Origin of the sequence: Acetobacter orleanensis, from assembly GCF_001581005.1 — a bacterium.
GTDB classification, from domain to species: domain Bacteria; phylum Pseudomonadota; class Alphaproteobacteria; order Acetobacterales; family Acetobacteraceae; genus Acetobacter; species Acetobacter orleanensis.
The window spans coordinates 25839-52335 of record NZ_LHZV01000056.1; the positions used below are offsets into that span (position 1 = coordinate 25839).

Here is a 26497-nt window from a genome sequence, read left to right on the forward strand (position 1 = left end):
TCTTTCAGAATCAGGGAAGGTAAGAGCGGGTCAGCCAGACAACTTTGGTAAGGGCTGACGTTTTCGGGCGGTTGTGCAGGGCCTCGGCGGACCAGCCGCGCTTGCGCAGCGCGATCAGAACGGCCTCATAGCTCGCGCCCATAATGCGTGCCGGGAGCATGGCTTTGGCGCGGCAGTCCTGCATGGCGGTAAAGGCCATGCGGAAATGGTCCAGCGCCCGGACGGACAGGATAGTGGCCACGCCCTGCAAGCCGGGGGCGGAAAGCGCCTTGATGGGATCATGCGGGACATGGAAGCGGTCCAGCAGGTCACCCGGCAGATAGAGGCGGCCACGGGCGGCGTCTTCCGCAATATCGCGCAGGATATTGGTCAACTGGAGAGCGCGGCCCAGATGGTAAGCCACCTTGTCGGCCTCTTCCGTGCTGTCTCCAAAAATGCGCACGGACAGGCGGCCTACGGCGGAGGCAACACGGTCACAATACAGGTCCAGCGTTTTTTCGTCGGGCGCGACAATGGTGTTTTCCGCATCCATCATCATGCCGTCGATAATGGCGTGGAAATCCTCCTGCCGCAGGGCGAAGAAATGGATGGTGGCCAGCAGCACACGGTCCAGCGGGTCCTGCGTGGTGCTGTGATCATACAGGGCGACAATGCGCTGATGCCACGCATCCAGAGCCGCCTTGCGCTCCGCCATGGGTTCATACCCATCGGCAATATCATCCACCACGCGGCAAAAAGCATAGATGGCGTACATGCCGTAGCGGCGCATGGGCGGCAGGATACGCATGCCAGCGGCAAAGGACGTGCCAGCCTGTTTTACCGTGCTTTCCACCCATGCCAGATCTGCGGGGTCACACCCGAGGGGGGTTGGCTCGTCATGCGTCTGGATGTCTTGAGCTGTCACGCGCTTTTCACCTGTTTGTTCATGAGATCGTCCTATCCGGCTCTTTTTACAGACCTGCGGACTTTCTGAAAGCTCAGGACCATGCCCGCAGAGCCGCACCGGCTGCATACATGATATCTGTGCGTTTCAGCGCAACACGGCCTGCCAGCGGGTCTTCCCGCCGTAGGCGCTGTGTCAGCCGGTGGGCCAGACCGACAATGGCGGCGCATTCCATACGGAAGCGGCGCCCCCGGACCAGACCGGGCAGGGTGGCGGCTTCCCGGTTCAGGGCATCCACCTTGTCCAGCAGGGTGTTGAACACCCGGCGCAGGTTGGGGGAGGCGCGCCCGGCCAGCAGATCGTCCTGCGTGGCGCCAGCCTGTGCCATCAGGTCTTCCGGCATATAGCACCGGTTCAGCCGTTGCAGGTCTTTCTGGCAGTCCTGCAAATGGTTAAGAATCTGGAGTGAGGTACACAGAGCGTCAGACGCCGCAAAGGTTTCCGGCACTTCTCCATGCAGATGCAGCAGGAACCGCCCCACCGGGTTGGCGGAATAACGGCAATACTGCACCAGATCATCCCATGAGGTGCAGGGTGTGCCGCGGGAATCATCCCTGAACGCAACCAGCAGATCTGTCGCGGTTTCAAACGGTACGCCGGTTTTCAACAAAGAGGCGCGCAGTTTTGCAGCACTCAGGGCATCCGCACGGGTAATTGGCTCGCGTTTGCCCAGAAGAACCTCTTCCATCGCGTCCAGACGGGCGATTTTCTCATCCGCGCTCAGTGTCTCGCAATCCGCAATGTCGTCAATAACACGCGCGTAATCGTAGTAGGCATGCACGTGCGGGCGCAGGGCCTTGCTGAGCAGAATGGAGCCGACGGGAAAATTCTCGTCAGACGCACCTTTGCCAGAAGAGACATCGTCTCTTCCCCAGACGGAGGCGGTATCAGTCATGTCAGGCTCTGCAATGAGAAAGAAAGAAGCATAGCCGGAGCTTTACACGCTCTCTTTCAGTGTGCCTACTCCCCTCATGCATTCAGGGCGGCGGCGGGGTTTTAGCCGCCTTGTCTTGGTGCCCGTGCTGTCTGGACCTGTTCCGGCACGGGTGCGGGGGATGCTGCCGTGGTGCGGCCATCATTGGGGATAGCGTCCGTATAGGCCCGGTTTTTCCAGACAACACCGCGCCCACGATAATGATTAACGGCGGAGCCAATGGTCGCCGCTGTGTAGAATAACGCGACAAATGGCAGGCTGAGCGCCCAAAGCGGCGAGAGGCGGAAGCGGTGCAGCGTGGGCACAAAGGAGCCGATGGAAACCAGCCACGTCCCCAGCCCGATCCAGCGGGTCAGGCCATGGCTGAACAGCGCGATCAACCCCGGAGCGACCCAGACCACCCCCATGGACAGCACGGTGAGAACCAGAAACAGCGGTGAGTAGCGCAACTGAACAAAAGCCGTGCGGGCAATCATGCGCCAGACATCAACCGCATGCGGGTAGGGGCGGATGGAGCGGGCCAGACAGGAATGGCCCAGATAGAGGCGGCCCCCGGCCTGTTTGACGCAGGTGGCCAGCGTGCAGTCATCAATCAGCGCGCCCTTGAGGGCGTCAATCCAGCCGATTTCTGCCAGTGTATCCCGCCGGATGAGGATTGTGCCGCCAGCCGCCCCAGCCGTGCGGCTTTTGGGGTTATTGACCTGCGCGAAGGGGTAGAGGAGTGCGAAGAAGAACACAAAGGCTGGCACCAGAGCGCGCTCGGCCAGACTTTCACACTGAAGTTCCACCATTTCAGACACCATATGGAGTCTGTCTGTCTGCGCCTTGGCAACCAGTGTGGATATATGTTCGGGCGCATGCACGATATCGGCATCGGTAAGTAGAATATAGCCGCTGTTGGCGTCCTGCTGGCGGCGGGCTTCCGCAACACCCTGAGCCACAGCCCAGAGTTTACCGCTCCAGCCGGGTTCCGGCTCCGCGCCGTCCAGCACGGTCAGGCGGCCTTTTGGGTCGGGCAGGGCGCGGGCCAGAGCGCCTGTGCCATCCTCACTCCGGTCATTCACCAGAATGAGGGAGAGGCGCCCGGCATAATCTTGAGAAAGGAGGGAGGAGAGGGCGACCTCAATGGACTCGGCTTCATCCCGTGCGGGGATCACAACTGTAACATCCGGCATGATGTCTGCCAGAGTGGTGCCGGGCGAGGCGGGGTGCAGGATGGGGCCAGCCTGCCAGAACCACCCGTGGAAAAAAATAAGGCCAAACCAGATGAGCGCTGAGAGAACAGCCAGACCAAACAGCATCATCCCGCCCCTTACTTGAGCATCCCGTTGTTACGGAACCATGTAATGGCATCCTCAACAGCTTGTCGGGCGGGGCGGGGGGCGTAACCCAGTTCCCGGATGGCTTTGTCCGAAGAGAAGAACATTTTCTTGCGGGACATGGCCAGCATTTCCCGCGTGACACGTGGCGAGAAGCCAAAAGAGCGAGAGAGCCATTCCGAGGCCACGGCAACCGGCCAGATGACACCCTGCGGCAGGCTGATGCGCGGCGGCGGCACATGCGCAATTTCGGACACCATAGCGAAGAGGTCACGCAGCAGGAAGTTCTCGCCGCCCAGAATGTATTTCTCGCCAATCGTGCCGCGTTCCAGCGCCAGTGCGTGGCCTTCCGCCACATCATCCACATGCACAATATTTACGCCGGTATCGACATAGGCGGGCATACGGCCAGCCGCGCAGTCCAGAATCATCTGTCCGGTCGGGGTCGGTTTGATGTCCCGCGGGCCGACTGGCGTTGAGGGGTTGACGATAACGGCAGGTAGCCCCTGCTCCTTGACCAGTTGCAGCACTTCCTGCTCGGCCCGGTATTTGGAGCGTTTGTAAATGCCAATCACCCCGTGCTCATGCACCGGAGTCGCTTCATCAGAGTCGGTGCCATCACCAATCAGGCCGAGTGCCGCGACGGAGGAGCAGTAAACAATACGCTCCACCCCTGCCTTCTGGGCGGCCAGCATCAGCAGGCGGGTGCCTTCCACGTTGGCGGTCATCATCGGGGCGGGGTCTGGTACCCACAGCCGGTAGTCCGCGGCAACATGAAAGACGTAGCGGCAGCCTTCCACAGCCCGAGCAAAGGTATCTGGCCGGGAGAGGTCTCCTTCCACCAGTTCCGCCGGAATATCAGCAATATTGCGGCGGTCACTCCCCTCGCGCACCATGAGTCGCAGCGTGTGTCCGCGTTCAAGCAGCGTGCGGGCAACGGCAGACCCGACAAAACCTGTCGCACCGGTGACGAGCGTATGGGCAGTCATAGGAAGAGTGCTCCCATAAAGGGTATAAGAAACAGACGAGTGTAAAACCCGAACGGCTGGTTTGTCTCTTTATCCTGCTCCCCAAGGTGGCGCCAGACCCCCGGCTGGTGTAAGTGGTCGGGTCACTTATGAATTCAGCCCCTCTGGTCAGATGTCCTACGTCCTGCGTAGGCGCGCCCGAGGGGGTATCTCGGGCAGGTAGAGCTTAGGCCTTGAAGAAGCTTACAATTTTTCTGACTTTGCTTGGTCTGGTTGCCATTACGGCGGCTGTTGCATGGAGTGGCGTTGGCTCCGTGGTTCACGCTGTCATGCGTATTGGTCTGGGCGGCTTCCTTCTCATGGTATGCTGCCAGCTTGCCGTAAATGGTGTGCTGGGGCTGGCATGGCACGCGGCAATGCCGGAAATTGGCTATCTGCGCCTTTTGGGCGCGCGCATGGTGCGTGATGCAGCGGCAACCTGCCTGCCGTTCTCGCAGTTGGGCGGCATTGTTATCGGTATTCGGGCCACTTGTTCGGGCCATGGGCTCCATGGCCGGGACTCCCGCCAGATTGACTGGCCAGAGGCCGCCAGCGCCAATCTGGTGGATATTACCACAGAGGTCATGGGGCAGGTCGCCTTCGTGTTGCTGGGTGTGGCGTTTTTGGTGGCGCACCAGCGGTCCAGCCCGTTTGTGGTGCCTGTTATTATTGGCGCGGTTTTCCTGATGGCCGGCACTGCCGGGTTTGTCTGGACGCAGCAGCACGGCGGCAGCATTTTCCGCAAATTTGGCGGCATGTTTACCCGCAGTCTGGCGTCGCAATGGCATGACAGCATGTTGAGTGGCGCGGATACGCTTCAGGAGCGGATGGAAGCCATCTGGAGCCGCCCCGGTCGGATCTGCCTGTCTGCCTGCTATCATCTGCTTGGCTGGCTGGGGAGTGCGGCCATGCTGTGGATGACCGCGAACATGCTGGGCGCGAAGCTGACGGTGCCAAACGCCGTGGCGATTGAAGGCGTGACCTGCGCCGTCATGTCCCTTGGCTTTCTGGTGCCCGGTAGTCTGGGTGTGCAGGAGGGGGCCTATATGGCGCTCGGTCATGCGTTCGGGATTGATTCCTCGGTGTCTCTGGGTCTTTCCCTGCTGCGGCGTGGGCGGGAGTTGGCAATCGGCATTCCGGTCCTGCTGCTGTGGCAGGTGATGGAAATGCGCGGGTTGCGCCAGCCAGTCATCACGACGCCAGCCGATGTTCGCTACGCCCCCGCTCCGACTGCGATGAAGGATTCCTGAGCGTGGCTTCCTCTATTTCCGATGCTCCGCCTTCCGACACTCTGCCGGATGCTCTGACAGGTGTTGCGGATGAGATCGCAACGCCGGTGGCCGCAACGCCGGTGTTTGACACACTTGTTGTGGTCGGGCCGGGCCTGATCGGCTCGTCCGTGCTCCGCCGTGCGCAGCAGAAAGGCACGCTGGCCCGCCAGTTGATAGCCGTTGATGTCTCGCCTGAAGTGCGGGCGCGGGTGGAAGAACTCGGCATTGCGGACCGCGTGATGGCGGACCCCGCCGAGGCCGCCGCTCTGGCAGATTGCGTCATGCTCTGTGTGCCGGTAGGGGCCATGGGGCCGGTGGCGGCACAGGTGTTGCCCGCCATGCGGCCCGGAGCGATTCTGACTGAAGTCGGCTCGACCAAGGTTTCAGTGATTGAGGCCATCAGCCCGTTTCTGCGCCCGGATGTGGCCTATGTGCCAGCACACCCCATGGCGGGCACGGAATATTCCGGGCCGGATGCCGGGTTTGCCACCCTGTTTGAAGACCGCTGGTGCCTGCTGACCCCACTGGACGGTACGCCGCCACAGGCGCTGGCAGCCATCCGCACGCTCTGGGAGCGCTGCGGTGCCCGCCTGCGGGAAATGACGCCCGCGCACCATGACCGTGTCTGCGCCATTGTCAGCCATCTGCCGCATCTGCTGGCCTTTACCATCTGCGGCACGGCGGATGATCTGGCGGACGAAACGCGGTCAGAAGTACTGGATTTTGCCGCATCCGGCTTCCGGGATTTTACCCGTATCGCGGCGTCCGACCCCATTATGTGGCGGGACGTGTTTCTGTCCAACCGCGAGGCGCTGCTGGAAATGTTGGCCCGCTTCACGGAAGACGCGCAGGCCATGGCGCGCGCCATCCGCTGGGGGGATGAGGACTATATTGTGGACCGCATCCAGCGTGGCCGTGCCATTCGCAAAAGTCTGATTGAAAACCGGCAGGCCTGAGGCCATCAGCCTGCCGAGCGGCCTACGGAGCAGCCTGTCGTCGGGCGACTGACGGGGCACGGCTTACCGAGGTTCCGCGTGCGGGCATCCAGCGTGCCGGAAGGTCTTTCGGGCGGTTGAAAGGTGAGCGGCCGCGCGTTACGTCGGCTGCCCGAACGCTTTGATGTGCAAGGCGTCGAGACGTTTGTGGTTTTTATCCGCCATAGGATTCAGTTCCAGCACTTTCTGCCACGCTTTGAGTGCGGCAGGGCCGTCCTTGCGCTGTTCCTCCACGGTGGAAAGGAGCGCCCAGCTTTTGGCGTCTCGCCCGTCCCGTTGCAGGGCTTCTCCCAGATCGGCAACGGCTGCGTTAAAATCACCCGCGGCAAGGCGCGTCTGGGCGCGGCTGCGCCACAGGATGGCGCTCTCTGGCTGAAGGGCCAGCGCATCGCTCAAATCTTCCACGGCATCATCCGGCTTTTCTGCCTGACTGTCCTTCTGTGCGCGTCGCAGCAGGAGTTGCGTGGTGGGGGAAAGACCCGCTGTGCGTAATGCCTCCAGCCGGTCTTCCAGCATGTGCGCCTCTTCCGGTGTTTTGGCCTGCGTAAGCTGGTCGGCAAGCGTTGCAATCTGCTGCGGGCGCGTCAGTTTTTTATGCGGTGTGACAGCGGGATTTTTTCCGGCGTCCGGCGTGGCGGGAGTCTGGCTGTCAGACGGGTGTGTTGCGGAGGGAGCAGGCTGCGGGGTAGCCGGAGGAGCAGGAGGAGAAGCAGAAGCAGCTTTGGCCGCTGGGGCCGCAGTCAGAGCATGCGCGGTTTTGGTGGATGGAGAGGTGGGGTGCGGCGGCTTGAGGCTCTGAGTGGGGACCTTGTGGGAGGCGTGGGCTGACGACTCATGCGCCGGAGTGGTAGGCGTACTGTGATGATGGAGGGTAGAATGCGGGACGGTCTGTGTTGTCTGTGCTGGAGCCGCACCAGTGAGGCTCACACCCGTCAGAACGCTGGCTGCAACCAGAAGGCCAGAACGCAAAAACCCGCTTCTCCGAATATCGGAAAAGCGGGTTGCACGCATGTCATGCGCCAGAAGCCAGCCGGGGAAGGCCGGACCCTGCATAATTTAGCCCTGACGAGCCTTCATGCGGGGGTTCTTCTTGTTGATGACATAAACCCGGCCGCGACGCCGTACGACACGGCAATCTTTATCGCGCACCTTGGCCGATTTCAGGCTGTTTCTGATTTTCATGGCCCGCTTTTCTCCGCCGATGCTCAAGAATTGAAATAAGGTGTGTCGGCACATACCGGCCCCGCCAGTACGAGTCAATGTTTACCACGGAAAAGGGCCGCAAATTGTTTTAATGCGATGCCATTTTACCGCGTTTTTGTCTTTCTGTTCACACAGTCTGTCAGTCTTGAAGCTGCACATGGTGGGGGGCCAGACTGGAAAAGGCGGTGGCGAGTGTTCGGAAATCATCCGAGCGCGGAGAGCGGGGCCGCCAGCCCAGCCCGATTGTCCGCCAGACCGGGCCGCCCGAAAGCGGGCGGCTGATAACCGGATGCCCACGCAGAATACCGCCTTCCAGCGCCAGCAGCGGCATGACGCCAATACCGAGCCCCAGCCCCACCATTTCCGCCATGGTGTGGAGGGATGTGGCAGAGAAGGTGGAGTCGCTCTCGCCTTCCGTGCCATGCCATTCCCGGCCCTGACGGCAGACGGCCAGCGTTTGCTCCCGCAGGCAGTGGCCATCTTCCATCATGATCATGCGCTGGTCCGCCAGCCGCTCTACCGGCACATGGCTCAGCCGTGCCAGAGGATGATCCTCGGGCATAATGACATGGAACGGGTCCCGCCAGAGCGGTAGGGTTTCCGCCGTGTCGCACAGACACGGCATGGCCAGAACCAGCATGTCCAGCCGGCCGACTCCCAGCTTTTCCAAAAGATGTTCTGTTGTGTCTTCCGCAATGGACAGGGTGAGTTGCGGAAAGCGGGCACGAATGGTTTTGACCAGTGGCTCAATTAGAAACGGCCCGATGGTGGGGATAACCCCCAGCCGTAGCGGGCCTGTCAGCGGTGTGCGGGCGGCCACGGCCAGTTGAGGCACGGCCTCCAAGGCTTCCAGCGCCTGTCGACCCTTGAGCGCGATTTCATGCCCCAGAGGGGTGAAGACAACCTTTTTGCCCACCGTGCGGTCCAGCAACTGGGAATCGAGCTGGCGTTCCAGCGCCATAATCCCGGCGGATAGGGTGGATTGCGTCACCGCGCAGGCCGCCGCCGCCCGCCCGAAATGGCGGAGTTCAGACAGTGCGATCAGGTAGCGCAGTTGCTGGGCGGAGGGGAGGGGGAGCACGGGTGAACCTCGGTTTTTTCAAGGGCTGGAAAAGCATGTCTGGGATGATCTTGTTTTTTGAACGCCCTTGCGGCGTTAATCGATCATTCCGATTGTTTTGATATAAAATATTCATTGGCATGAATGGTCATGCCGCGCCATAGATAATGCCCGACGACGGCATTTTGCGCCGTCGGAGCTTTTAAGTAACTCATGAAGGAGCAAGCTTATGCTGACCGTTGGCGATAAGTTTCCGAGTTTTGATCTGACCGCCGTTCCCGGTGGTCCGGAAGGCCTGAAGGGCGAGTTCGTCCAGATTTCCGACAAATCTGACGCCGGTAAGTGGAAAATTGTCTTCTTCTGGCCGAAAGACTTCACGTTCGTCTGCCCGACGGAAATCGTGGCATTCGGCAAGCTGACAAAAGACTTTGCTGACCGTGATGCCGTTGTTTACGGCGTGTCCATCGACAGCGAATTCGTGCATCTCAACTGGCGTCTGCATAATGCCGATCTGAAAGATCTGCCGATTGCCATGCTGGCTGACATCAAGCGCGAGCTGACCGAAGGCACGGGCGTGATGCACAAGGAAGCAGGCGTTGCCCTGCGCGCCACGTTTGTTGTCGACCCGCAGGGTGTGATCCGTCACGTCTCTGTCAACGATCTGTCCGTTGGTCGTAACCCGCAGGAAATCGTGCGTATTCTGGACGGGCTGCAGAGCGATGAGCTGTGCCCCTGCAACTGGAAAAAAGGCGACGACTTTATCAAAGTCTGATCCTGACGACCTCCGTCTGGCCCCAAGATCGTCCCACGGGATCGTCTTACGGGGTCAGACGGCATACCTCCAGACCGGGTTCAGCCCGTCTGCGGCGCACAAGAGCGCCATTCCTCCCCTTTTCATACGGATGAACTGATGTCGATCGATGCTCTGAAGGATCGTATTCCCGATTATGCGAAGGATCTGAGGCTGAATCTCGGGTCTCTCGCCAATGATGTGACCCTCACGCCCCAGCAGTTGGCCGGAACCTTTGTGGCGTCCGCCATTGCTTCCCGCAATGACGCGGTGACGAAGGCGATTGTTGCGGAATTTGCGGACAAGCTGACGCCGGACGCGCTGAACGCCGCCAAAGCGTCCGCCGCCATCATGGGGATGAACAATATCTATTACCGCTTTGTGCATATGGCAGGCGGTGATTACGAGAAAATGCCCGCGCAACTGCGCATGAGCGTGATTGGCCGCCCCGGCGTTGAAAAAATTGATTTCGAGCTGTGGTCTCTGGCCGTATCCGCCATTAATGGCTGTGGTCTGTGCGTGACCAGCCATGAAAAAATTGTGCGTGATGCGCTTGGGGCGGAAGCCGTGCAGACCGCCGTGCGGATTGCTTCCACGGTTCATGCTGTGGCTGTTACACTGGAAGCTGCGGAAGCGCTCGGCGACTAACGCCACTCAGATCAGGCTGACCGCATGCCTTGAATGCGGCGTTTCAGGTCCGGCTTCTGTGTGGTGTCAAAACTCACGGGGGCCGGGCTTTTTTTGTATGAAACGTAAGGGGAGTTGCCTCGGGCTGGTCCGGCAAGGAAGCTGTGTTGATGCGGAAGGATTACAAAAATCAGCGTCGCATCGGGAATGTTTCTGAAAAACAGCAACACCCGTGTGGGGAACACGCGCCACTTTCTTGAAAATGAATTTTTAAAGGAAAGTGGCGCGAGTGACGGGGCTCGAACCCGCGACCTCCGGCGTGACAGGCCGGCGCTCTAACCAACTGAGCTACACCCGCAATCCAGACGCTCACCTGTGGTGTGCGTCGGTATGTCGCGTCTTATAGCGATGTTTTCAGCTTTGACAACCGGGGTGGATGAAAAAAACAACGCATTATGAAATTTTTTCGCACAGGCTGTGTGTGCCTGTCCGCCAGTGCACTGGTGCGCCGTAACGCCTTGGTGGAGTTGCATTTTCAGGAAGGGATAAGGGAAGGCACTCCGTCAGGATACCTTCCCGAGAAAGACTGTGCGGCGTCGACTGTGGAGCGATCAGGCCCGCTTTTCAAATGCTCCGGCGATGGAGAGCGTAACATCATCCCCCACCATCGGCACGTAGGTTTTGACACCAAATGCGCTACGCTTAAGGGTGCCAGTGGCCTGAAAGCCAACCGTGTAGGCCTTATCCATAGGGTTCACGCCAGCGCCCACATAATGCACATGCAAGGTGAGTGGCTTTGTTATGCCGTGCAGCGTGAAATTACCGGTGACATCCGCTGTTCCAGCACCCGTTGGCACCACTTTGGTCGAAACGAACGTGGCTGTGGGGTAGTGCGCGGTGTCAAACCAGTCTGCGCCATGCAGTTCATCCGTCAGTTTTGCGCTGGTGGTCTGCACACTGGCAACCTGAATGGAGACGCTCAGCTTGGCGGCGGCGGGATGTGCCGGGTCATAAGTAAGCGTGCCGGATGCGTCGGAAAAGAGGCCGGAATAGTCCGTAAAGCCTAAATGTAGCAGGGAGAACAGCACCTGCGTATGGGTGGTTTCAATCTGATACGTGCCCGCCTGCACGTCCTGCGGGGCTGTTGCGGCCTGAGCCGTGGACAGAGACGCCACAAGGCCGAGAGCGGCAAGGGCGGAAGCATAAGAAAAAGATGCCATGAAAAAGAAACCTGATTTTTAAGAGTGAAGAAAAGTTGCGAGAAAAGGGGGCATGGGCGGAGTTCAGTTAACCAAACCGGAAACCGGAAAGGGCTTTACCCATCACGGTATCCCGATAGGTCTGAACGCCCCGGTCTCGTCCTGCGGCACCGGCCGCGACCATTAGAGGGAGCAAATGGTCTTCTCTCGGGTGACAGATACGGGCTCCGGGAGCAGCTTCCCACTGTTTCAGGGCCGTCGTACGTTCAGCTTCCGGCGCACAGACAGCGGCTACAAGCCACGCGTCAAACGCGTGGGAGAGGGCGTCAGAATCCCGGTCCTGTCCCATAAAATGCCGCAGATTATGGTAGGTCAGGCCCGTGCCAATAATCAGCACGTTCCTGTCCCGCAGAGGGGCCAACGCCTGCCCGATGCGTAAATGTGCCGCCGGGTCCAGATGATGTTGCAGGGAAAGCTCTACAACCGGGATATCGGCGGCTTCAAACGCCAGCATGAAGGGGATGAAAACGCCATGATCCAGCCCTCGCTCCGCATTGGCTGCGTTGGGAATGCCCGCTGCCGTCAGCAACGCCTGCACCTGTGCGGCCAGTGCAGGGGAGCCGGGGGCCGGGTAGCGTAGATGATAGGTGTGGGGTGGAAAGCCGTAATAATCATAAATCAGCGGCGGTTGGGCTGTCGCGGTTACGGTCGGAACGGCGGTTTCCCAATGGCCGGAGACCACCAGAATCGCGTCAGGTTTTTGCGGTAATGTCTGGCTGACACTGCGGAGAAAGGCGGCCATACGGTCCCACGTCTCCGGCCAGTCCATAAAAAAACACGGGCCGCCGCCATGCGGCAGAAACAGCACAGGCTGCCGGGCAAGTGGCGCGTTTGCTGTTTCAGGTTCAGGCGGAAGAGTCATCATACTTGTAAGCCGTGTCTCATCTGGGAGCGGGAGGCCTGAATAGTCCCCTCAGAACGCGGGTTTGATAATCCTGTATTTCAGGAAGAGATTTCCTGCTCTGAGTATGAGATAGGCCGTGAGATTGGGTGCGGAGTAAGATGCCGCGCATAAAAAAACCGGAGGCCGCATGTCTGCTGCCTCCGGCCTGAATTCTCCTGTTTCTCTCTGCTTGGGGGCGGTGAGGCCCAGCAGATTGAGTGGCAGGATTATTTGCTGCCTGCTGTCAGAGCGCTGCGAATGAACTCGCCCGCTTCTTCCTTCGTGCCCCAGCCGGTCACTTTTACCCATTTGCCGGGTTCAAGGTCCTTATAGCGGGTAAAGAAGTGCTCAATGGCCTTCACGGTGATTTCCGGCAGGTCTTCCACCGTCTGCACCTTGCTGAACTGCGGATGAACCTTGTCATGCGGGACGCAGATGATTTTTTCGTCCTGACCGGATTCGTCTTCCATTTTCAGCACACCAATGGGGCGCGCCCGAATGACGGAACCGGGCACCACATTGCTCGGGGTCAGCACCAGCGCGTCGGTCGGGTCACCGTCAGCGGCCAGTGTGCCGGGAATGAAGCCATAAGCCGTAGGGTAGGCCATGGGGGTGAACAGGAAACGATCCACAAACAGGGCACCGCTTTCCTTGTCGATCTCGTATTTAACGGAAGATCCCTGCGGAATTTCAATGACAACGTTGATATCGAACGGCACATCTTTGCCGGGGGAAAGTTTTGAGACGTCCATAAGGGCTGCTCCAGCACTAAAAATACGGATGTGCAGACCCTATCTGTCACATTGCAACTTGCCAAGCCGTAACAGGGAAAGGGCCGTTACGGAGGTTTTTCCGGCGCTGGACCCTTGCCAAATGTGTGTGATTGCGTAATCAGGAAGCCGCCTGCGCGCCCGTAGCTCAATTGGTTAGAGCGGGCCGCTCATAACGGCTTGGTTGCGGGTTCAAGTCCTGCCGGGCGCAGGCGTTTTCGCCTTATCCATTCCACTCCGCGGAGGTCATCCCATGGCATCTTATCAATACGTCTATGTGATGAAGGATCTGACCAAGTCTTATCCGGGTGGGCGTGAGGTCTTCAAAGGCATTACGCTGTCCTTCCTGCCGGGTGTGAAAATCGGCGTTCTGGGCGTGAACGGTGCTGGTAAATCCACGCTGCTCAAGATCATGGCTGGGATCGACAAGGAATATGGCGGGGAAGCGTGGGCTGCTGAAGGTGTGCGCGTTGGCTATCTGGAGCAGGAACCCCAACTGGACCCGAAGCTGACGGTTGGCGAAAACGTTGCTCTTGGCTTTGGTGACCTCAAAAAGGCTGTGGATCGTTTTAACGAAATTTCCATGCGCTTTGCCGAGCCGATGAGCGATGAGGAAATGAACACCCTGCTGGCCGAACAGGCCGATTTGCAGGAAAAAATTGACGCAGGCGATGGCTGGGAACTGGACCGCAAGCTGGAAATCGCGCTGGAGGCCCTGCGCTGCCCCCCTGCTGACAGCCCCGTGGACAAGCTGTCCGGTGGTGAACGCCGCCGCGTGGCACTGTGCCGCCTGCTGATTGAAAAGCCTGAAATCCTGCTGCTGGACGAACCGACCAACCATTTGGACGCGGAAAGCGTGGCGTGGCTGGAAAAGACGCTGCACGATTATCAGGGCACCGTGATGGTTATTACTCATGACCGTTACTTCCTGGACAATGTGACCAACTGGATTCTGGAAATCGAGCGCGGCCGCGGTATTCCGTTTGAAGGCAACTATTCTTCTTGGCTGGACCAGAAGCGCAAGCGTCTGGCGCAGGAAGAAAAGGAAGAGAGCGCCCGCCAGCGTGCATTGGCCGCCGAGCAGGAGTGGATTGGTTCCAGCCCCAAGGCGCGTCAGGCCAAAAGCAAATCCCGTATTGCCCGGTATGAGGAAATGCTGGCCCAGAGTGCTGAAAAGCAGAACGGCGTGGCGGATATCGTCATCGCTCCCGGCCCGCGTCTGGGTGGCACGGTGATTGAAGCCGATCATCTCAGCAAGGGCTTTGGTGAGCGTCTGCTGATTGATGATCTCAACTTCAAGCTGCCGCCGGGCGGCATTGTGGGGGTGATCGGCCCGAACGGTGCTGGTAAATCCACGCTGTTCAAGATGATCGTCGGGGCCGAAAAGCCGGATGCAGGTGAGCTGAAAATCGGTGAGACCGTCAAGCTCGGCTATGTTGACCAGTCCCGTGATGATCTGGACCCGGACAAAACCGTGTGGGAAGAAATTTCCGGCGGCACGGATGTCATCTATCTTGGCAAGCGGGCGGTCCCGTCCCGCGCCTATGTGGGGGCGTTCAACTTCAAAGGGTCTGACCAGCAGAAAAAGGTTGGCATTTTGTCGGGTGGTGAGCGCAACCGCGTGCATCTCGCCAAGATGCTGCGGCAGGAAAGCAACGTGCTGCTGCTGGACGAACCGACCAACGATCTTGACGTTGATACGCTGCGTGCGCTGGAAGAGGCTCTGGGTGAATTCCCCGGTTGCGCCGTGGTCATTACCCATGACCGCTGGTTCCTTGACCGTCTGGCTACCCATATTCTGGCGTTTGAAGGGGATTCTCACGTCGAATGGTTTGAAGGAAACTTTCAGGCCTATGAGGAAGATAAGCGCCGTCGCCTTGGCCCGGATGCCACGGAACCCGGCCGCATTCGTTACAGGCCTATCTCTCGCTGATCAGAGTGGGTGGATGTCTAATGCGGCATCCATCATCTGAGGCAGGATTTCCGCAAAATAACAGGACACGCTGCCGGAGACCGCTCCGGTGGCGTTTCCGCGTTCTGGCAGGACGATGGGCATGTTAACGGCCCGCTCTGTTAGAACCGGCCGACTGATGCTGCAACCCGTCACATGGCGGGATATGGATGATATGGCCGCACTGAAAGCCGATGGTGCGGCCTTTGGCCAGATGCTGGGCGGCGTGTGTACTCGCCAGCAGGCCGAGCGTGAGATGGCGGATGACATCGCGTTCTGGGCCTGCCACCGGGTCGGGATTTTTACCATTCAGGAAAATGGCCAGTTTGTCGGCATGACCGGGATTCATGACCGGCCAGATGGGCGCGGCTTTGGCCTGCGCTTTGCCCTCTATCCATGGGCCAGCGGACGCGGCATTGCGCGGGAAGCAGCTAATGCCGCGCTAAACTTCACGCATGATGCGGGCGTTAAACGGATTATTGCCGTAGCCAAGGAATCCAATCTGGCATCCCGCACCATTCTAGGCGGCATTGGCATGCATGTGTGCGAGACTTTCCAGCGAGGCGGCCAGACCATGCTGGTTTATGAAAGTGTGCGGGACCGGCAAGCCGTCAGGCAGTATGAGGGGCGGTAACGCGGACTTTTCTGCTATGGACAAAAAAAGGGCACCCCTAAAGGTGCCCTAGATCGTCGTATTCTTACAGACCGTCTTACTGGCTGGCGGCTGCGGTGTGGTGCTCAATCTGGCGCTTAAGCGCGCTCAGCAGTGCCGCAACGTTGCCACCGTTACGGGCGATGTAGGAGGAGTAATCCTGACGCTGGGTCAGACGCAGGCTTGCCCCTTCCCCAATCACGTCCACCACTTTCGGCGTGCCACCTTCGTGGCTGACAATCCACTGCATGGATGCTGGGGGCTGCTGCGGGCGGACCAGTGTGGCTTCAACAGACTCGTCTTCACCAGATTTGGTGATAGCGCCAATGGTAAAGCTAACGCCACGGTAGTCGCCCAGCTTATCGGTAATGGCGTTCACCAGAACTTCATGGAACAGGCCGAGATACTGCTTCTGCTGCTCCGGGGTGGCGAGCTTCCAGTAACGGCCAAGGCAGTAGCGGCCAATGGCGTCAATATCCACATCCTGCTGGATCAGCGGCAGCACACGTGCCTTTTTTTCCGGGAGCGAGACCGGGCTGTTCACAATGGTGACCAGCTTGGTGCCAAAGGTTTCAATAAACTGACGCGTGCCCTCAGCCGCACGGGCAGGCAGCACGGAAAGGCTGCCAGCACAAAGCAGCGCGAGAGCTCCAGTCACAAGGCGACGGCTGGAAAGGAATTTCATAACGGCGCTATCCTTGTTGTTTTTAGTGGTACCAGGCGGGCACTGTAGCGCGATTATCGTTCTTAATCGCTGCGGCCTGCGCCTTCCGCTGTTGCTGATAGGCGCTGCGGATTGTTGCGTAGGGGTCCAGTGCGTCACGCTGCAAGGCATCCAGTTCATCCAGATGTGTAGAGCGGCCGTGGATAACCCCCATCATATTGTAAGCCCAGTTGAAGCTGATCAGCCCGTAACCGCGCGGAACATAGTTCCATGGGGAAAGGCCCTGATCAATCCCGTAGCCGATGCCATCACGGAGGGAGGACGGCCCCATGGGCAGGAACAGATACGGGCCGGAGGGAATGCCCCAGTTGGCCAGTGTCATGCCTGCATCGTTATCATGATGCGGATAGCCAGCCATTTTGGCGACATCAATCAGGCCGCCGATCCCGACGGACATATTGATGCACCACCGCACAAAGGAATCGCCCGCACGGCGGGGCTTGCCAGCCCCGACATCGTTAAAGAACACGGAGGGTTCGTTCATGGTGGTGATCATATTGCCCAGAGAATTCCGGACCGGGCGCGGCACAGCCCAGACATACGCCTTAGCAACTGGACGGAGCGCCCAGTGGTCGAACGTCATGGTCAGGTTATAGACCTTGCGGTTCAGCGGTTCGTACGGGTCATTCGCCTGCTTGTATTCTTCAAGGGCGTCCGGGTCCTTCGGGACAGGGGCTTTAATGGCGCTACACCCAGTGAGCGCAATCAGTGTAGCGACCAGTACAGAGCTGCGTGAGGAAAAACGGCGCTTGGCCGAGGAGCCTTCCCGAGTCTGACCCGTAAGTGTCTGACCGCGAGGGCGGAGCCGTGCACCGTTCCGTCCTGAATTCATTGCCGCGTTTACCTTTACCCTGTGACGCACCAGTAAAACCCGCCCAAAAGGCGTGAGTGTTCTGCTGCCCTCTCTACCACGAGAAATGTTCTGCGCAATGCAGGTCATCCCTGCATGAAAGGCAGGGGAGCAGAAAATGAAGCGTTGTTCAGCCCCATCAGTTTAACAGATGTGTCAATTTTTCTAATATTGTTGCCTGAATGCCGCACCATGGCGGCGCTCACAGACCTCGGTCCCGTTTGATCATATCCCATGCCGCATTAATGCGGGAAATCTTGGCGGAGGCTTCCGCAACTTCCGCCGGGGAGGCTTGGCGAGACGCCATGACATCCGGGTGATATTGCCGCACCAAGACCTTCCAGCGGGCGCGCAGGTCCTCATTGGAGAGGGATGCGTCAACGCCCATCACCACATACGCGTCCTCCTCGGCCATGGCCGGGCGGGAGCGGCCCTGTTCCGCGCGTTCCCATGCGCCGTGGCTTAGGCCAAACAATGCATGTACGCGTTGCAGGAAGCGTGTTTCTTCTTTGGTCAGCGGTTCATCCGCTGCAAGATCCGCACGGGCAATGCCGAAGAGAACACCCATCAGATCTTCCAGCGGCTGCTTGTCCTGCACATAAGCTGTGCCCAGTTCACGCGCGAAGGACTCGTAATCATCCGTCCGTTGGCGGGCGAGATCAAACAGGCGGCCAACTTCCCGCATGTTTTCATCCGGCACCCGGAAACGCATCTTAAACGCGTTAATTTCCTGCCGGTTGACCGGCGCATCACACTTGGCCAGTTTTGCGCAGAGAATAATGCTTGTCAGGCCGTAAAGCTGCTCTTTTTTACCAAGAGCCGCCGCCAGCTTGGCCGCCATGAAGGTAGCCGCACCGTTGGGGTCGGGGTTGGCGCGGGCCGCCCAGCGGTCACTCCATCCTCCGGTGGGAGGCTGAAGCAGAGTGCCTTTATCCGCGGCATGCCCCAGTGCTGTGCCCAAAGCTGCGCCTACAGGTCCGCCCATGGCAAAACCTGCGACACCACCAAAAATCTTACCCCATATCGCCATGTTGCCTGCCTAGCATTTTCCGGCCTGAGGCCCAAATCGGGGCCGCGTGTATTCCGTGTCCCAGCATAGCAGGCGGGATAACCTGCCGGAAAGCGCAGGGCAGGTAATCCAGTCGCAAGCGTGTGGCGGGTGAGGGCAGGGACGGCGGGACAGAACTGGAGGAGTGGTTTCAGGGGTATGCCGGTGTGTCTGGTTGTGTGGCGTGGTTTGTCAGGCCAGCGCGTCAGGTGCAGGCGGCGTAGGCTGCTCTTGCGTGGAGACCTGTTTTTGCAGCCAGAGGAGAGCCTGCACGCGCAGGAAAGAGGCGAGCGACTGAACCGGGCGGCGTTCCGTATCCAGCCGGGCCACCATGACCGGAAGAGGATCACGATGGTGCCGGGCCATGTCTTCCAGCACCAGCCAGAACTCCGGCTCCAGCGCCACGCTGGTATCGTGCCCCGAAAGAATCAGGCTGCGTTTGCGGAGGTGTGCACTCATGGCTGGCAGGCTTTCAGGCGGGTAACGGCCCATTGCGCGGCTTCCGCCACCACGCTGTCCGGGTCCTGTGTCAGGGCATGGGCATGAGGGAGCAAGTCAGGCAAGCCGGAATTACCGATAGCGATCAGCACGTTCCGCACAAAGCGGTTGCGGCCAATGCGCTTGATGGGGGAGCCGGAAAATTTCTGACGGAAAGCGGCATCATCCAACTGGCTCAGGCTGGTGAGGTCGGGCGCTATCAGATCCGGCCGGGGTTGCAGCTTGATCTGGCGGGAGACCTGCGCGAAGCGGTTCCATGGGCAGACGGCCAGACAGTCATCACATCCGTAAATATGCGTGCCAATCGCCGGGCGGAACTCAAGCGGAATCGGGCCAGCATGTTCAATGGTCAGGTAAGAAATGCAGCGCCGGGCATCCATCTGGTAGGGGGCAGGGAAAGCCTGCGTGGGGCAGGCAGTCAGGCAGCGCGTGCAGGTTCCGCAGCCGCCACCGGACGGGGGCGAGGCGGGCAGAACCAGCGTGGTGTAGATTTCCCCTAAAAACAGCCAGCTTCCATGGCTGCGGGAGACAAGGTTGGTGTGCTTACCCTGCCAGCCTAACCCGGCCTGCGCCGCCAGCGGTTTTTCCGCAACGGGTGCTGTATCCACAAAGACCTTGACGCCGGGAGGCGGGATGTCCGGAACGTTGGGGGTGGGGTGAGCGGCGCTGTCCTGCCTGCTGGCATGGTGCTGCATGGTGGCAGAGGCCCGCTCAGCCGCCAGAGTGCCTTCTCTCACCACAAACTGGGCCAGATGCTTCAGCATTCCTTTTATCAGGTCATGATAGTCACGGTGGCGGGCATAAACGGAAATATTGCCCCGGTCTGGCAGGCGGAGGGTGGCCAGCGGGTCGCCTTCCGGGGCGTAGGACACGCCGAGCGCGATCACCGTGCGGGCGTCCGGCCAGAGTGTGGTGGGTTGGGTGCGTTGATCGGCACGCTCCGCCAGCCAGCCCATTTCGCCATGATAGCCTTTGGCCAGAAAATCCGTCAGCCGTTCCCGCACCTCCGGACCAAGATGGGCCGGGCAGAAGCCGATGGCGTCAAACCCCAATGCCAGAGCCTTTTCTCGGATTCGGGCCGCCAGTTTTTCCGCACCCGGCAGCATGGCATCAACCTGCCCGGCAGAATCGACCTTGCTCACAAGACGTGGCGCACAGGACAGGGCAGGCAGCGAGGTGCGGAGCCGGGCTTGCAGAAGGTCGCACAGCCCGGTGTATGGCCCGACTCACCACACAACCCGCAGAGGGGCTTCACGGCGGTACGCACAGCAGACGGTCTGGGCGGGGAGCGCATAAAGCGGCTTTCAGGGCACAGGGGGGATGACAGGCTGCGGCATTTCATCTTCCGTCCAATCTTCCGCCGCCCAGTTGGCGCGCAGGGTTGTGGCAAGCTCGTCCAGACGGCCTTCCACAATGGCGGCGCGAATCTGGCGCATTAGGCGCTGATAATAGGCAATATTATGCCATGTCAGCAGCATGGGGCCGAGAATTTCATTGGCCCGGAACAGATGGTGCAGATAGGCGCGGCTGTGGCGGGAACAGGCCAGACAGTCACAGTCCGGAGAGATGGGGCGGGCATCCGTCGCGTGGCGGGCGTTGCGCAGGTTGAGCGTGCCGCGTTCCGTATAGGCGCGTGCCGTGCGGCCTGCGCGGGTGGGCATCACGCAGTCAAACATATCCACGCCGCGCTGCACGCTGCCCAGCAGGTCATCCGGTGTGCCTACACCCATTAGATAGCGCGGGGCGTTCTGAGGCATGGCGGGCACGGTGGTGTCCAGTGTGCCGAACATCAGCGCCTGCCCTTCCCCCACAGCCAGACCGCCAATGGCGTAACCTTCAAACCCGATATCCGTCAGGGCTTTAACACTTTCGGCCCGCAGGTCCGGCTCCGTGCCGCCCTGTACAATGCCAAACTGGCCGTAACCAGTGCGCTGCACAAAGGCCTCGCGGGAGCGGGCGGCCCAGCGCATGGACAGCCGCATGGAGGCCGCAATGGTTTCCGGCGGTGCTGGCAGGGCCGGGCATTCGTCAAAACACATGGTGATGGTGGCATCCAGCGCGTGTTGGATATCGGTCGAGATTTCCGGTGTCAGCCGATGGTAGGAGCCGTCAATGTGAGAACGGAAGGTCACACCATCCTGATCAAGCTTGCGCAGTGCGCCAAGCGACATGACCTGAAAGCCACCGGAATCCGTCAGAATCGGGCCGGACCAGTCCATAAAGCGATGCAGGCCGCCAAGAGCGCGCACCCGCTCGGCACCGGGCCGCAGCATAAGGTGGTAGGTGTTGCCCAGCACAATGCCAGCCCCGGTGGAGCGCACGGCGTCCATCGTCATCGCCTTGACGGTGCCGACGGTGCCGACCGGCATGAAGGTGGGGGTGGCAACGGGACCGTGCGCCGTGTGCAGCATCCCGGCGCGGGCGGCACCATCTGTGCTTTCACAGGTCCAGTGGAAACGGCTCATGCGGTATCTCCGGTGCGGTGGGCCTCAAGGGGGCTGGCGCAGCGCAGCAGGCAGGCATCCCCGTAGGAATAGAAACGATATCCAGTCTGGACAGCATGGGCGTAGGCCGCCCGCATCCGCTCTTCCCCCGCAAAGGCACACACCAGCATGAACAGGGTTGAGCGGGGCAGATGGAAGTTGGTCAGCAGCAGATCCACCGCCCGGAAGCGGTAGCCGGGGCGGATGAAAATGGAGGTAACATCATCAAACGGATGCACAATGCCGTTTTCATCGGCCGCACTTTCCAGCAGGCGCAGGCTGGTGGTGCCCACGGCGATAATCCGCCCGCCTGCCTTACGCACGGCGTTGATCCGCGCTGCCGTCTCGGGCGTAATCACGCCGCGTTCCGCATGCATATGGTGTTTGGAAATATCGTTCTCACGCACCGGCAGGAATGTGCCGGCCCCCACATGCAGCGTCAGGGTGCAGCGCTCGGCACCCGTGGCGTCCACCGCCTCTAGCAGGGTTGGAGTGAAGTGCAGGCCTGCCGTGGGAGCAGCCACGGCGCCTTTATGCTCTGCAAAAATGGTCGCGTAATCTTTCGTGTCCTGTGCGGTCGGGCCGTGCGGGCGGTGGATGTAAGGCGGGAGCGCCAGTGCGCCGACATCCTGAAGGAACGCATCAAACGCAGCGCCTTCGGCTGAAAAACGCAGTACAGCGCCGCCGCCGTCCTCCCGCGCCAGAACGGTGGCGGTGTGGGGGCTGCCGGTAAAGGTCAGCGTATCTCCCACCTTCAGGCGGCGGGCATTGCGCACCAGCACATGCCATGAGGTATCGGGCAGGATGCGGTCCAGCGTAATGCCGATATGGGCTTCCCCCCGTAGGGCGTGCAACTGGGCGCGGATGACGGCGGTATCGTTCGCTACCAGCAGATCCCCCGCTTTCAGCAATTCCGGCAGGTCCCGCACATGGCGGTCTATCAGGGGGCCGTGTGCGGGAACATCCAGCAGACGCGCGGCTTCACGCGGTCGGGCCGGTTCCTGCGCAATCAGGGTTTCGGGCAGGTGGAAATCAAAATCTTCGGTGCGGTCGCTCATGGTGAAACGGGTTTACGCAATAGGGTGCGCAGATGCCAGAGGGATGATGTCGGGGGATGATGTCGGGAGATGATGTCAGGGGGTGACGTGAGGTGAGGGGAGTGGCGTCCGTGGGCGAGGAAGGCCGGATGAGGTCGATTTTTCGGGCCAGAAAGGTTTTCCTACCATCATCCGTGGCGGCGGCGGAGGGCAGAGATCAGGCCGGGCATGGGTGCCGCCAGAGCGCGTGGGGTTGAAGAGGACGCGCCATGCGCCCAGATTACGCGTGATCAACAAACCCAAACGGAGATCTGCTTCTTATGTCTTACGCCCTGCTGGATGCCGCACGTGTTGCCAAGGCTGCCAAAACTTCTCTGCATACGCTGAACGCAAACCCGGAAACCACGGAAGCTCACCAGCGTAAAGTTATCATGATTGAACGGATTGAAGCGCTGGCCGCTGCGGCAGCGGAGTCTGACGCTGGCAAGGCGATCACGCTGACGTCCGAAGAATTCTGGCTGATCAGCCGCAACTGGTAAGAAAGGCACCACCATGGCTTTTGTTCTGACAAGCCCCGCTTTTACGGACGGGGCCGCCCTGCCGCAGGCGCAAGTTTATAACGGCATGGGCCAGACCGGGCAGAATATTTCCCCGGCGCTGGAATGGAAAAACGCGCCCGCAGGAACAAAAAGCTTTGTGGTGACGGTTTATGACCCCGATGCCCCGACCGGTTCCGGCTGGTGGCATTGGGTAGTTGTCAACATTCCCGCCAGCGTCACGGCGCTGCCCGAAGGGGCGGGGTCCGGCAAAGGCGGTCTGCCGCAAGGCGCCATGCAGGTGCGTACCGATTTTGGTGTGCCCGGGTACGGCGGGGCTGCGCCGCCGCCCGGTCCGGCGCATCGCTATATTTTCACGGTGCATGCGCTGGATGTGCCCGCACTGGATGTCACACCGGACGCCAGCCCGGCGCTGGTTGGCTTTATGGTGCATCATCACAAACTGGCCTCTGCCAGCCTGACGGCTCTTTATGGCAGTCAGAAGCCCTGACGTTGGCCGCGCGCCACACTGGCCGCAGCCCTGTCTGGGTACGCCAGTGTGGCGAGACCCATCAGGGTCACGACCATTGGGGACAGCCCGTTTTAGTCAAAAATCTGCCCGTTAGGGCGTTCAGCCCTGTATGGCATCCATCAGAGGCGGGAGATACTGCTCCAGTTTGACCCGCAGCGGCATTAGGTAGGCACAGCCCTGATCTTGTGAAAGCTGGCGCAGAACAGACTGGGCAAACTGGATGTTGGCATCCAGAGTAGGCTCAAAATTCCGGGGGAAAACCACATGGTTCGTGGTCTCCCAGTAAGAGCGGGAGCGTGGGCCGATAACGGGGGAAAGCCCCCAGAACACCTGCTCACCCAGCAGCCATTCCCGGCAGAGATCAAACAGTTTGAGGTCAAATACCGGCTGCGTGAAAAACCCGTCCGCACCGGCCTCTTTCTTGCGGGCAATATCTTCCAGTTCTTTCCACGGGGCACGGCGGTACGGGTCAAAGGCTGCATAAATCCGCAGATGCGGCGCTTCCTTCCGGTAACGGCGGATAATGCTTTCCGTGCTGTTGGGGTAAGTCTGGTGCGCAAGGTCAGCCGGAGGGTCACCATGCACCACCAGCACCTCTTTCAGCCCCGGCAGGGTACTGCCGGGTAGAGGGGCGCCGGGGGCAATATCAATGGCGCGCACATGCGGGATAACGGTACCAAATTGCGGCATGGTCAAGCACGCTGCGTCCCAGCTGCGCAGCGGGAAGCGCATCAGGTCCGGGATATTCAGCGTATCCGCTGCGGGCAGAAGGGTTTTGACGCTGGCCACATCCTGCGCCAGAGCCTCCTCGCTCCGCGGGATAAGTTCAACGGAAAGGCGCGAGAGGCTCATTCCGCCTTTCCCGTAACCAGCAGGCGGGCGGCGGTCAGGGTGTTTTTCAGCAGGCAGGCAATGGTCATCGGCCCAACTCCGCCGGGCACGGGGGTAATGCGGCCCGCTACTTTCACGGCTTCATCAAACACCACATCGCCTACCAGACGGGTCTTGCCGGTCTCGGTCGTGACGCGGGTAATGCCCACATCAATCACGGTGGCACCGGGTTTGATCCAGCCACCCCGCACCAGTTCGCGGCAACCGGTGGCCACCACCAGAATATCCCCTTGCCGGGCCAATGCGGCTGTGTCTTGCGTGTGAATATGCGCGATGGAGACAGTGCAGCCTTCCGCCAGAAGCAACTGGGCCAGAGGTTTGCCTACCAGATTGGACGCGCCAATCACCACCGCGTGCTTGCCGCGCATATCACCCAACTGGTCGCGCAGCAGCAGCAGGCAGCCCAGCGGTGTGCAGGGAATCAGGCTGGGCAGGCCAATGGCCAGACGCCCGGCGTTGATTTCACCCAGACCATCCACATCCTTTTCCGGCTGAATGGCGTTGGTGACGCGCCGCGCGTCCAGACCGTTTGGCAGTGGGAGCTGCACCAGAATACCGTGAATTTCCGGGTCATGGTTCAGGCGCTCAATCAGGGCAAGTAGTTCTGCTTCCGATGTCGTTTCCGGCAGCATGTGCATGAAGGAGCGCATGCCAGCATGGTGCGTCTGGATGGCCTTGTTGCGCACATAGACTTCACTCGCCGGGTCATCCCCCACCAGAATGACGGCCAGACCGGGGGTGACGCCATGCTCATCATGGAGCGCACGCACCTCCTCGCGGATCTGCTGCCGAAGGGTGGCGGCAAAGCCTTTGCCGTCGATGAGGGACGCCTGATGGTCAGACGGAAGGGAGGGAGAAGGGCTCATCGTCACTGCTGCGGTCAATCCGGAAAAATTCGGTTGAAAGACGTGTCTGCCATACGCAAAAAAACGCAGGCAGACAATGGCGAGGCCTGTAAGCAGGCCAAGTAGAACGGCTGAAACGCTGGCGGAGCGCTGTCCGGCGGACCTCCGGCTGCGCGGGCCTATGGTCGGGGCCGGTTTGGATAAAAAGGGGACCGGTCAGGCTGCGCCCGGATCATCCTTCCGGTAGGGAGAAAAGGCGCTGAGGGCTTCGGCCTCCGCCTGAATGGCCGGACGTTCTTCCGCCAGAAAGGCGGATACTGCCGAGCGGAGAGAACTGTTTTCCAGCCAGTGGGCGGAATGGGTCAGGCTCGGCACATACCCCCGCTGGATTTTATGCTCGCCCTGCGCTCCGGCTTCCACGCGGCTCAGTCCGTGGGCGATGGCAAAATCAATGGCGCGGTAATAGCAGAGTTCAAAATGCAGGAAGGGCCAGTCCCCCGTGCAGCCCCAGTTGCGGCCATACAGCGTGTCGCGGCCCATCAGGTTGAGGGCTGCGGCAACCGGGGTGTCTCCATGTCGCGCCACCATCAGCACCACGCGGTCCCCCAGACGCTCGGAAAGCAGCGGGAAAAACTCTGGCGTGAGGTAGGCGCTACCCCATTTACGGTCCACCGTGTTGCGGTAGAACGTATAAAATGCGTGCCAGTCTGCGGGCGTAATTTCATCGCCGCGTAGCGTCTCAAAGGTGAGACCGGCGGCGTTGGCGTCCCGCCGCTCCCGTTTCAGCACCTTGCGTTTGCGGGAGGCGAGGGTTGCCAGAAAATCGTCAAAGCTGCTGTAGCCGTGGTTATGCCAGTGGTACTGCACGCCAAGGCGCGGCAACCAGCCGTGCTGGCTGAGCAGGTCGCTTTCCTGCGGCTGGCAAAACGTGACATGGGCGGAGGAAAGCCCGGTTTCTCCACAAATCTGGCGGAGGGCATCGGCCAGCACGGCGGCTGTTTCCGGGGGGGCGTTGGGCGCACACAGAAGGCGCGGGCCGGGGGCAGGGGTAAACGGTACAGCCACCTGCAATTTGGGGTAATACTGGCCACCCGCGCCTTCAAACGCCCGCGCCCATCCTTGGTCGAACACATATTCGCCCCAGGAATGGCCTTTCAGATAGGCCGGGCAGACAGCGGCCAGCGTGCCGTCCGGCGCATGCAATGTCACATGCCGGGGCAGCCAGCCGGTGCGCTGGCAGACAGAACCGCTGTCTTCCAGTGCTGAGAGAAAGGCGTAGCTGACAAACGGGTTGTCAGCCCCCGCGCAGGAGTCCCACGCGGTCTGGCCTATGGCGTGAAGGCCGTCATGCAGAGAAACAGACCAGTCAGACATGACGGCCCCCCGTCA

At 60.3% G+C, this 26497-nt stretch carries 30 protein-coding genes and 2 tRNA genes; 9 read left to right on the forward strand and 23 right to left on the reverse strand.

Annotated features, from left to right (window positions below; translation table 11 throughout):
* Positions 1-10: 10 nt before the first annotated feature.
* The 4 genes from hpnD to hpnA all read right to left on the reverse strand — a co-directional run bounded on the left by hpnD (position 11) and on the right by hpnA (position 4185).
* Complete coding sequence (gene hpnD / locus AD949_RS05215) at positions 11-904, reverse strand: presqualene diphosphate synthase HpnD (RefSeq protein WP_048836763.1); 894 nt, start codon at positions 902-904, stop codon at positions 11-13.
* A gap of 73 nt (positions 905-977) precedes the next feature.
* Positions 978-1838 carry a squalene synthase HpnC gene (hpnC, locus tag AD949_RS05220; protein WP_048836737.1) on the reverse strand — a complete coding sequence of 287 codons (861 nt, stop codon included), beginning with the start codon at positions 1836-1838 and terminating at the stop codon, positions 978-980.
* 101 nt (positions 1839-1939) lie between these two features.
* Positions 1940-3178 carry a glycosyltransferase gene (locus AD949_RS05225; RefSeq protein WP_048836736.1) on the reverse strand — a complete coding sequence of 413 codons (1239 nt, stop codon included), beginning with the start codon at positions 3176-3178 and terminating at the stop codon, positions 1940-1942.
* Positions 3179-3189: 11 nt separating this feature from the next.
* Positions 3190-4185, reverse strand: a complete 996-nt coding sequence (gene hpnA / locus AD949_RS05230; protein ID WP_048836735.1) for a hopanoid-associated sugar epimerase — start codon at positions 4183-4185, stop codon at positions 3190-3192.
* Between the two features lie 212 nt (positions 4186-4397).
* Here hpnA and AD949_RS05235 point away from each other — a divergent pair, with 212 nt between their 5' ends.
* The gene (locus tag AD949_RS05235; protein WP_048836734.1) at positions 4398-5453 is read left to right on the forward strand and encodes a lysylphosphatidylglycerol synthase domain-containing protein; all 1056 of its coding nucleotides are present in this window, start codon (positions 4398-4400) and stop codon (positions 5451-5453) included.
* A gap of 86 nt (positions 5454-5539) precedes the next feature.
* Positions 5540-6430 carry a prephenate/arogenate dehydrogenase family protein gene (locus AD949_RS05240; protein ID WP_174766788.1) on the forward strand — a complete coding sequence of 297 codons (891 nt, stop codon included), beginning with the start codon at positions 5540-5542 and terminating at the stop codon, positions 6428-6430.
* A 138-nt stretch (positions 6431-6568) separates the two neighbouring features.
* Here the strand turns inward: AD949_RS05240 and AD949_RS05245 are convergent, their stop codons facing one another.
* The 3 genes from AD949_RS05245 to AD949_RS05250 all read right to left on the reverse strand — a co-directional run bounded on the left by AD949_RS05245 (position 6569) and on the right by AD949_RS05250 (position 8753).
* Positions 6569-7522: a tetratricopeptide repeat protein gene (locus AD949_RS05245; protein WP_048836733.1), complete on the reverse strand. Its 954-nt coding sequence runs from the start codon at positions 7520-7522 to the stop codon at positions 6569-6571.
* 3 nt (positions 7523-7525) lie between these two features.
* On the reverse strand, positions 7526-7651 hold the full coding sequence (ykgO, locus tag AD949_RS13725) for a type B 50S ribosomal protein L36 (RefSeq protein WP_003625637.1): 126 nt from the start codon (positions 7649-7651) through the stop codon (positions 7526-7528).
* A gap of 160 nt (positions 7652-7811) precedes the next feature.
* Positions 7812-8753 (reverse strand): hydrogen peroxide-inducible genes activator, encoded by a 942-nt coding sequence (locus AD949_RS05250; protein ID WP_048836732.1) that lies wholly within the window; start codon positions 8751-8753, stop codon positions 7812-7814.
* 208 nt (positions 8754-8961) lie between these two features.
* On the opposite strand from AD949_RS05250, the gene AD949_RS05255 reads away from it, so the two are divergent.
* Positions 8962-9504: a peroxiredoxin gene (locus AD949_RS05255; RefSeq protein WP_048836731.1), complete on the forward strand. Its 543-nt coding sequence runs from the start codon at positions 8962-8964 to the stop codon at positions 9502-9504.
* Between the two features lie 138 nt (positions 9505-9642).
* Entirely contained in the window at positions 9643-10170 is a 528-nt protein-coding gene (locus tag AD949_RS05260) for a carboxymuconolactone decarboxylase family protein (protein ID WP_048836730.1), read from the forward strand.
* Between the two features lie 260 nt (positions 10171-10430).
* On the opposite strand, the gene AD949_RS05270 is transcribed toward AD949_RS05260, so the two are convergent.
* The 4 genes from AD949_RS05270 to ppa all read right to left on the reverse strand — a co-directional run bounded on the left by AD949_RS05270 (position 10431) and on the right by ppa (position 13043).
* Positions 10431-10507 (reverse strand) — tRNA-Asp (locus tag AD949_RS05270).
* 253 nt (positions 10508-10760) lie between these two features.
* Complete coding sequence (locus AD949_RS05275) at positions 10761-11369, reverse strand: YceI family protein (protein WP_048836728.1); 609 nt, start codon at positions 11367-11369, stop codon at positions 10761-10763.
* 67 nt (positions 11370-11436) lie between these two features.
* Positions 11437-12270, reverse strand: a complete 834-nt coding sequence (locus tag AD949_RS05280) for a DODA-type extradiol aromatic ring-opening family dioxygenase (RefSeq protein ID WP_048836760.1) — start codon at positions 12268-12270, stop codon at positions 11437-11439.
* A gap of 248 nt (positions 12271-12518) precedes the next feature.
* Positions 12519-13043, reverse strand: coding sequence for an inorganic diphosphatase (gene ppa / locus AD949_RS05285; RefSeq protein ID WP_048836727.1), 525 nt, complete (start codon positions 13041-13043; stop codon positions 12519-12521).
* A gap of 155 nt (positions 13044-13198) precedes the next feature.
* Here ppa and AD949_RS05290 point away from each other — a divergent pair.
* Both AD949_RS05290 and ettA read left to right on the forward strand, forming a co-directional pair.
* A tRNA-Ile gene (locus tag AD949_RS05290) sits at positions 13199-13272 on the forward strand.
* A 42-nt stretch (positions 13273-13314) separates the two neighbouring features.
* Positions 13315-14994, forward strand: a complete 1680-nt coding sequence (gene ettA, locus AD949_RS05295; protein WP_048836759.1) for an energy-dependent translational throttle protein EttA — start codon at positions 13315-13317, stop codon at positions 14992-14994.
* On the opposite strand, the gene AD949_RS14620 is transcribed toward ettA, so the two are convergent.
* Positions 14995-15117: a hypothetical protein gene (locus tag AD949_RS14620; protein WP_257007548.1), complete on the reverse strand. Its 123-nt coding sequence runs from the start codon at positions 15115-15117 to the stop codon at positions 14995-14997.
* On the opposite strand from AD949_RS14620, the gene AD949_RS05300 reads away from it, so the two are divergent.
* A complete protein-coding gene (locus AD949_RS05300) occupies positions 15116-15646 on the forward strand; it encodes a GNAT family N-acetyltransferase (protein ID WP_048836726.1) in 531 nt (176 codons plus the stop codon). The genes AD949_RS14620 and AD949_RS05300 overlap by 2 nt on opposite strands.
* Positions 15647-15722: 76 nt before the next feature.
* Here the strand turns inward: AD949_RS05300 and AD949_RS05305 are convergent, their stop codons facing one another.
* From AD949_RS05305 to AD949_RS14060, 8 genes are all read right to left on the reverse strand, one after another.
* Positions 15723-16349 (reverse strand): MlaC/ttg2D family ABC transporter substrate-binding protein, encoded by a 627-nt coding sequence (locus tag AD949_RS05305; protein WP_048836725.1) that lies wholly within the window; start codon positions 16347-16349, stop codon positions 15723-15725.
* Positions 16350-16371: 22 nt separating this feature from the next.
* The gene (locus AD949_RS05310) at positions 16372-17220 is read right to left on the reverse strand and encodes an MlaA family lipoprotein (RefSeq protein WP_048836724.1); all 849 of its coding nucleotides are present in this window, start codon (positions 17218-17220) and stop codon (positions 16372-16374) included.
* 220 nt (positions 17221-17440) lie between these two features.
* Entirely contained in the window at positions 17441-18268 is an 828-nt protein-coding gene (locus tag AD949_RS05315; RefSeq protein WP_048836723.1) for a TerB family tellurite resistance protein, read from the reverse strand.
* Between the two features lie 210 nt (positions 18269-18478).
* On the reverse strand, positions 18479-18745 hold the full coding sequence (locus AD949_RS05320) for a ribbon-helix-helix domain-containing protein (protein ID WP_048836758.1): 267 nt from the start codon (positions 18743-18745) through the stop codon (positions 18479-18481).
* Positions 18742-19890 (reverse strand): tRNA epoxyqueuosine(34) reductase QueG, encoded by a 1149-nt coding sequence (gene queG, locus AD949_RS05325; protein WP_048836722.1) that lies wholly within the window; start codon positions 19888-19890, stop codon positions 18742-18744. The genes AD949_RS05320 and queG overlap by 4 nt, the downstream gene beginning before the upstream one ends.
* Positions 19891-20088: 198 nt before the next feature.
* Positions 20089-21249: a tRNA guanosine(34) transglycosylase Tgt gene (gene tgt / locus AD949_RS05330; protein WP_048836721.1), complete on the reverse strand. Its 1161-nt coding sequence runs from the start codon at positions 21247-21249 to the stop codon at positions 20089-20091.
* Positions 21246-22325 (reverse strand): tRNA preQ1(34) S-adenosylmethionine ribosyltransferase-isomerase QueA, encoded by a 1080-nt coding sequence (queA, locus tag AD949_RS05335; RefSeq protein ID WP_048836720.1) that lies wholly within the window; start codon positions 22323-22325, stop codon positions 21246-21248. Before queA ends, tgt begins: the two co-directional genes overlap by 4 nt.
* A gap of 75 nt (positions 22326-22400) precedes the next feature.
* Positions 22401-22607, reverse strand: a complete 207-nt coding sequence (locus AD949_RS14060; protein ID WP_141325428.1) for a hypothetical protein — start codon at positions 22605-22607, stop codon at positions 22401-22403.
* A 17-nt stretch (positions 22608-22624) separates the two neighbouring features.
* On the opposite strand from AD949_RS14060, the gene AD949_RS05340 reads away from it, so the two are divergent.
* Positions 22625-22843: a hypothetical protein gene (locus tag AD949_RS05340; RefSeq protein WP_048836719.1), complete on the forward strand. Its 219-nt coding sequence runs from the start codon at positions 22625-22627 to the stop codon at positions 22841-22843.
* Positions 22844-22856: 13 nt separating this feature from the next.
* The gene (locus AD949_RS05345) at positions 22857-23351 is read left to right on the forward strand and encodes a kinase inhibitor (RefSeq protein WP_048836718.1); all 495 of its coding nucleotides are present in this window, start codon (positions 22857-22859) and stop codon (positions 23349-23351) included.
* 120 nt (positions 23352-23471) lie between these two features.
* Here the strand turns inward: AD949_RS05345 and AD949_RS05350 are convergent, their stop codons facing one another.
* The 3 genes from AD949_RS05350 to AD949_RS05360 form a co-directional block, all read right to left on the reverse strand.
* The gene (locus tag AD949_RS05350; RefSeq protein WP_048836717.1) at positions 23472-24224 is read right to left on the reverse strand and encodes a methylenetetrahydrofolate reductase; all 753 of its coding nucleotides are present in this window, start codon (positions 24222-24224) and stop codon (positions 23472-23474) included.
* The gene (locus tag AD949_RS05355) at positions 24221-25129 is read right to left on the reverse strand and encodes a bifunctional methylenetetrahydrofolate dehydrogenase/methenyltetrahydrofolate cyclohydrolase (RefSeq protein WP_048836716.1); all 909 of its coding nucleotides are present in this window, start codon (positions 25127-25129) and stop codon (positions 24221-24223) included. Before AD949_RS05355 ends, AD949_RS05350 begins: the two co-directional genes overlap by 4 nt.
* Positions 25130-25324: 195 nt before the next feature.
* Entirely contained in the window at positions 25325-26482 is a 1158-nt protein-coding gene (locus tag AD949_RS05360) for a GNAT family N-acetyltransferase (RefSeq protein WP_048836715.1), read from the reverse strand.
* Between the last annotated feature and the right edge of the window lie 15 nt (positions 26483-26497).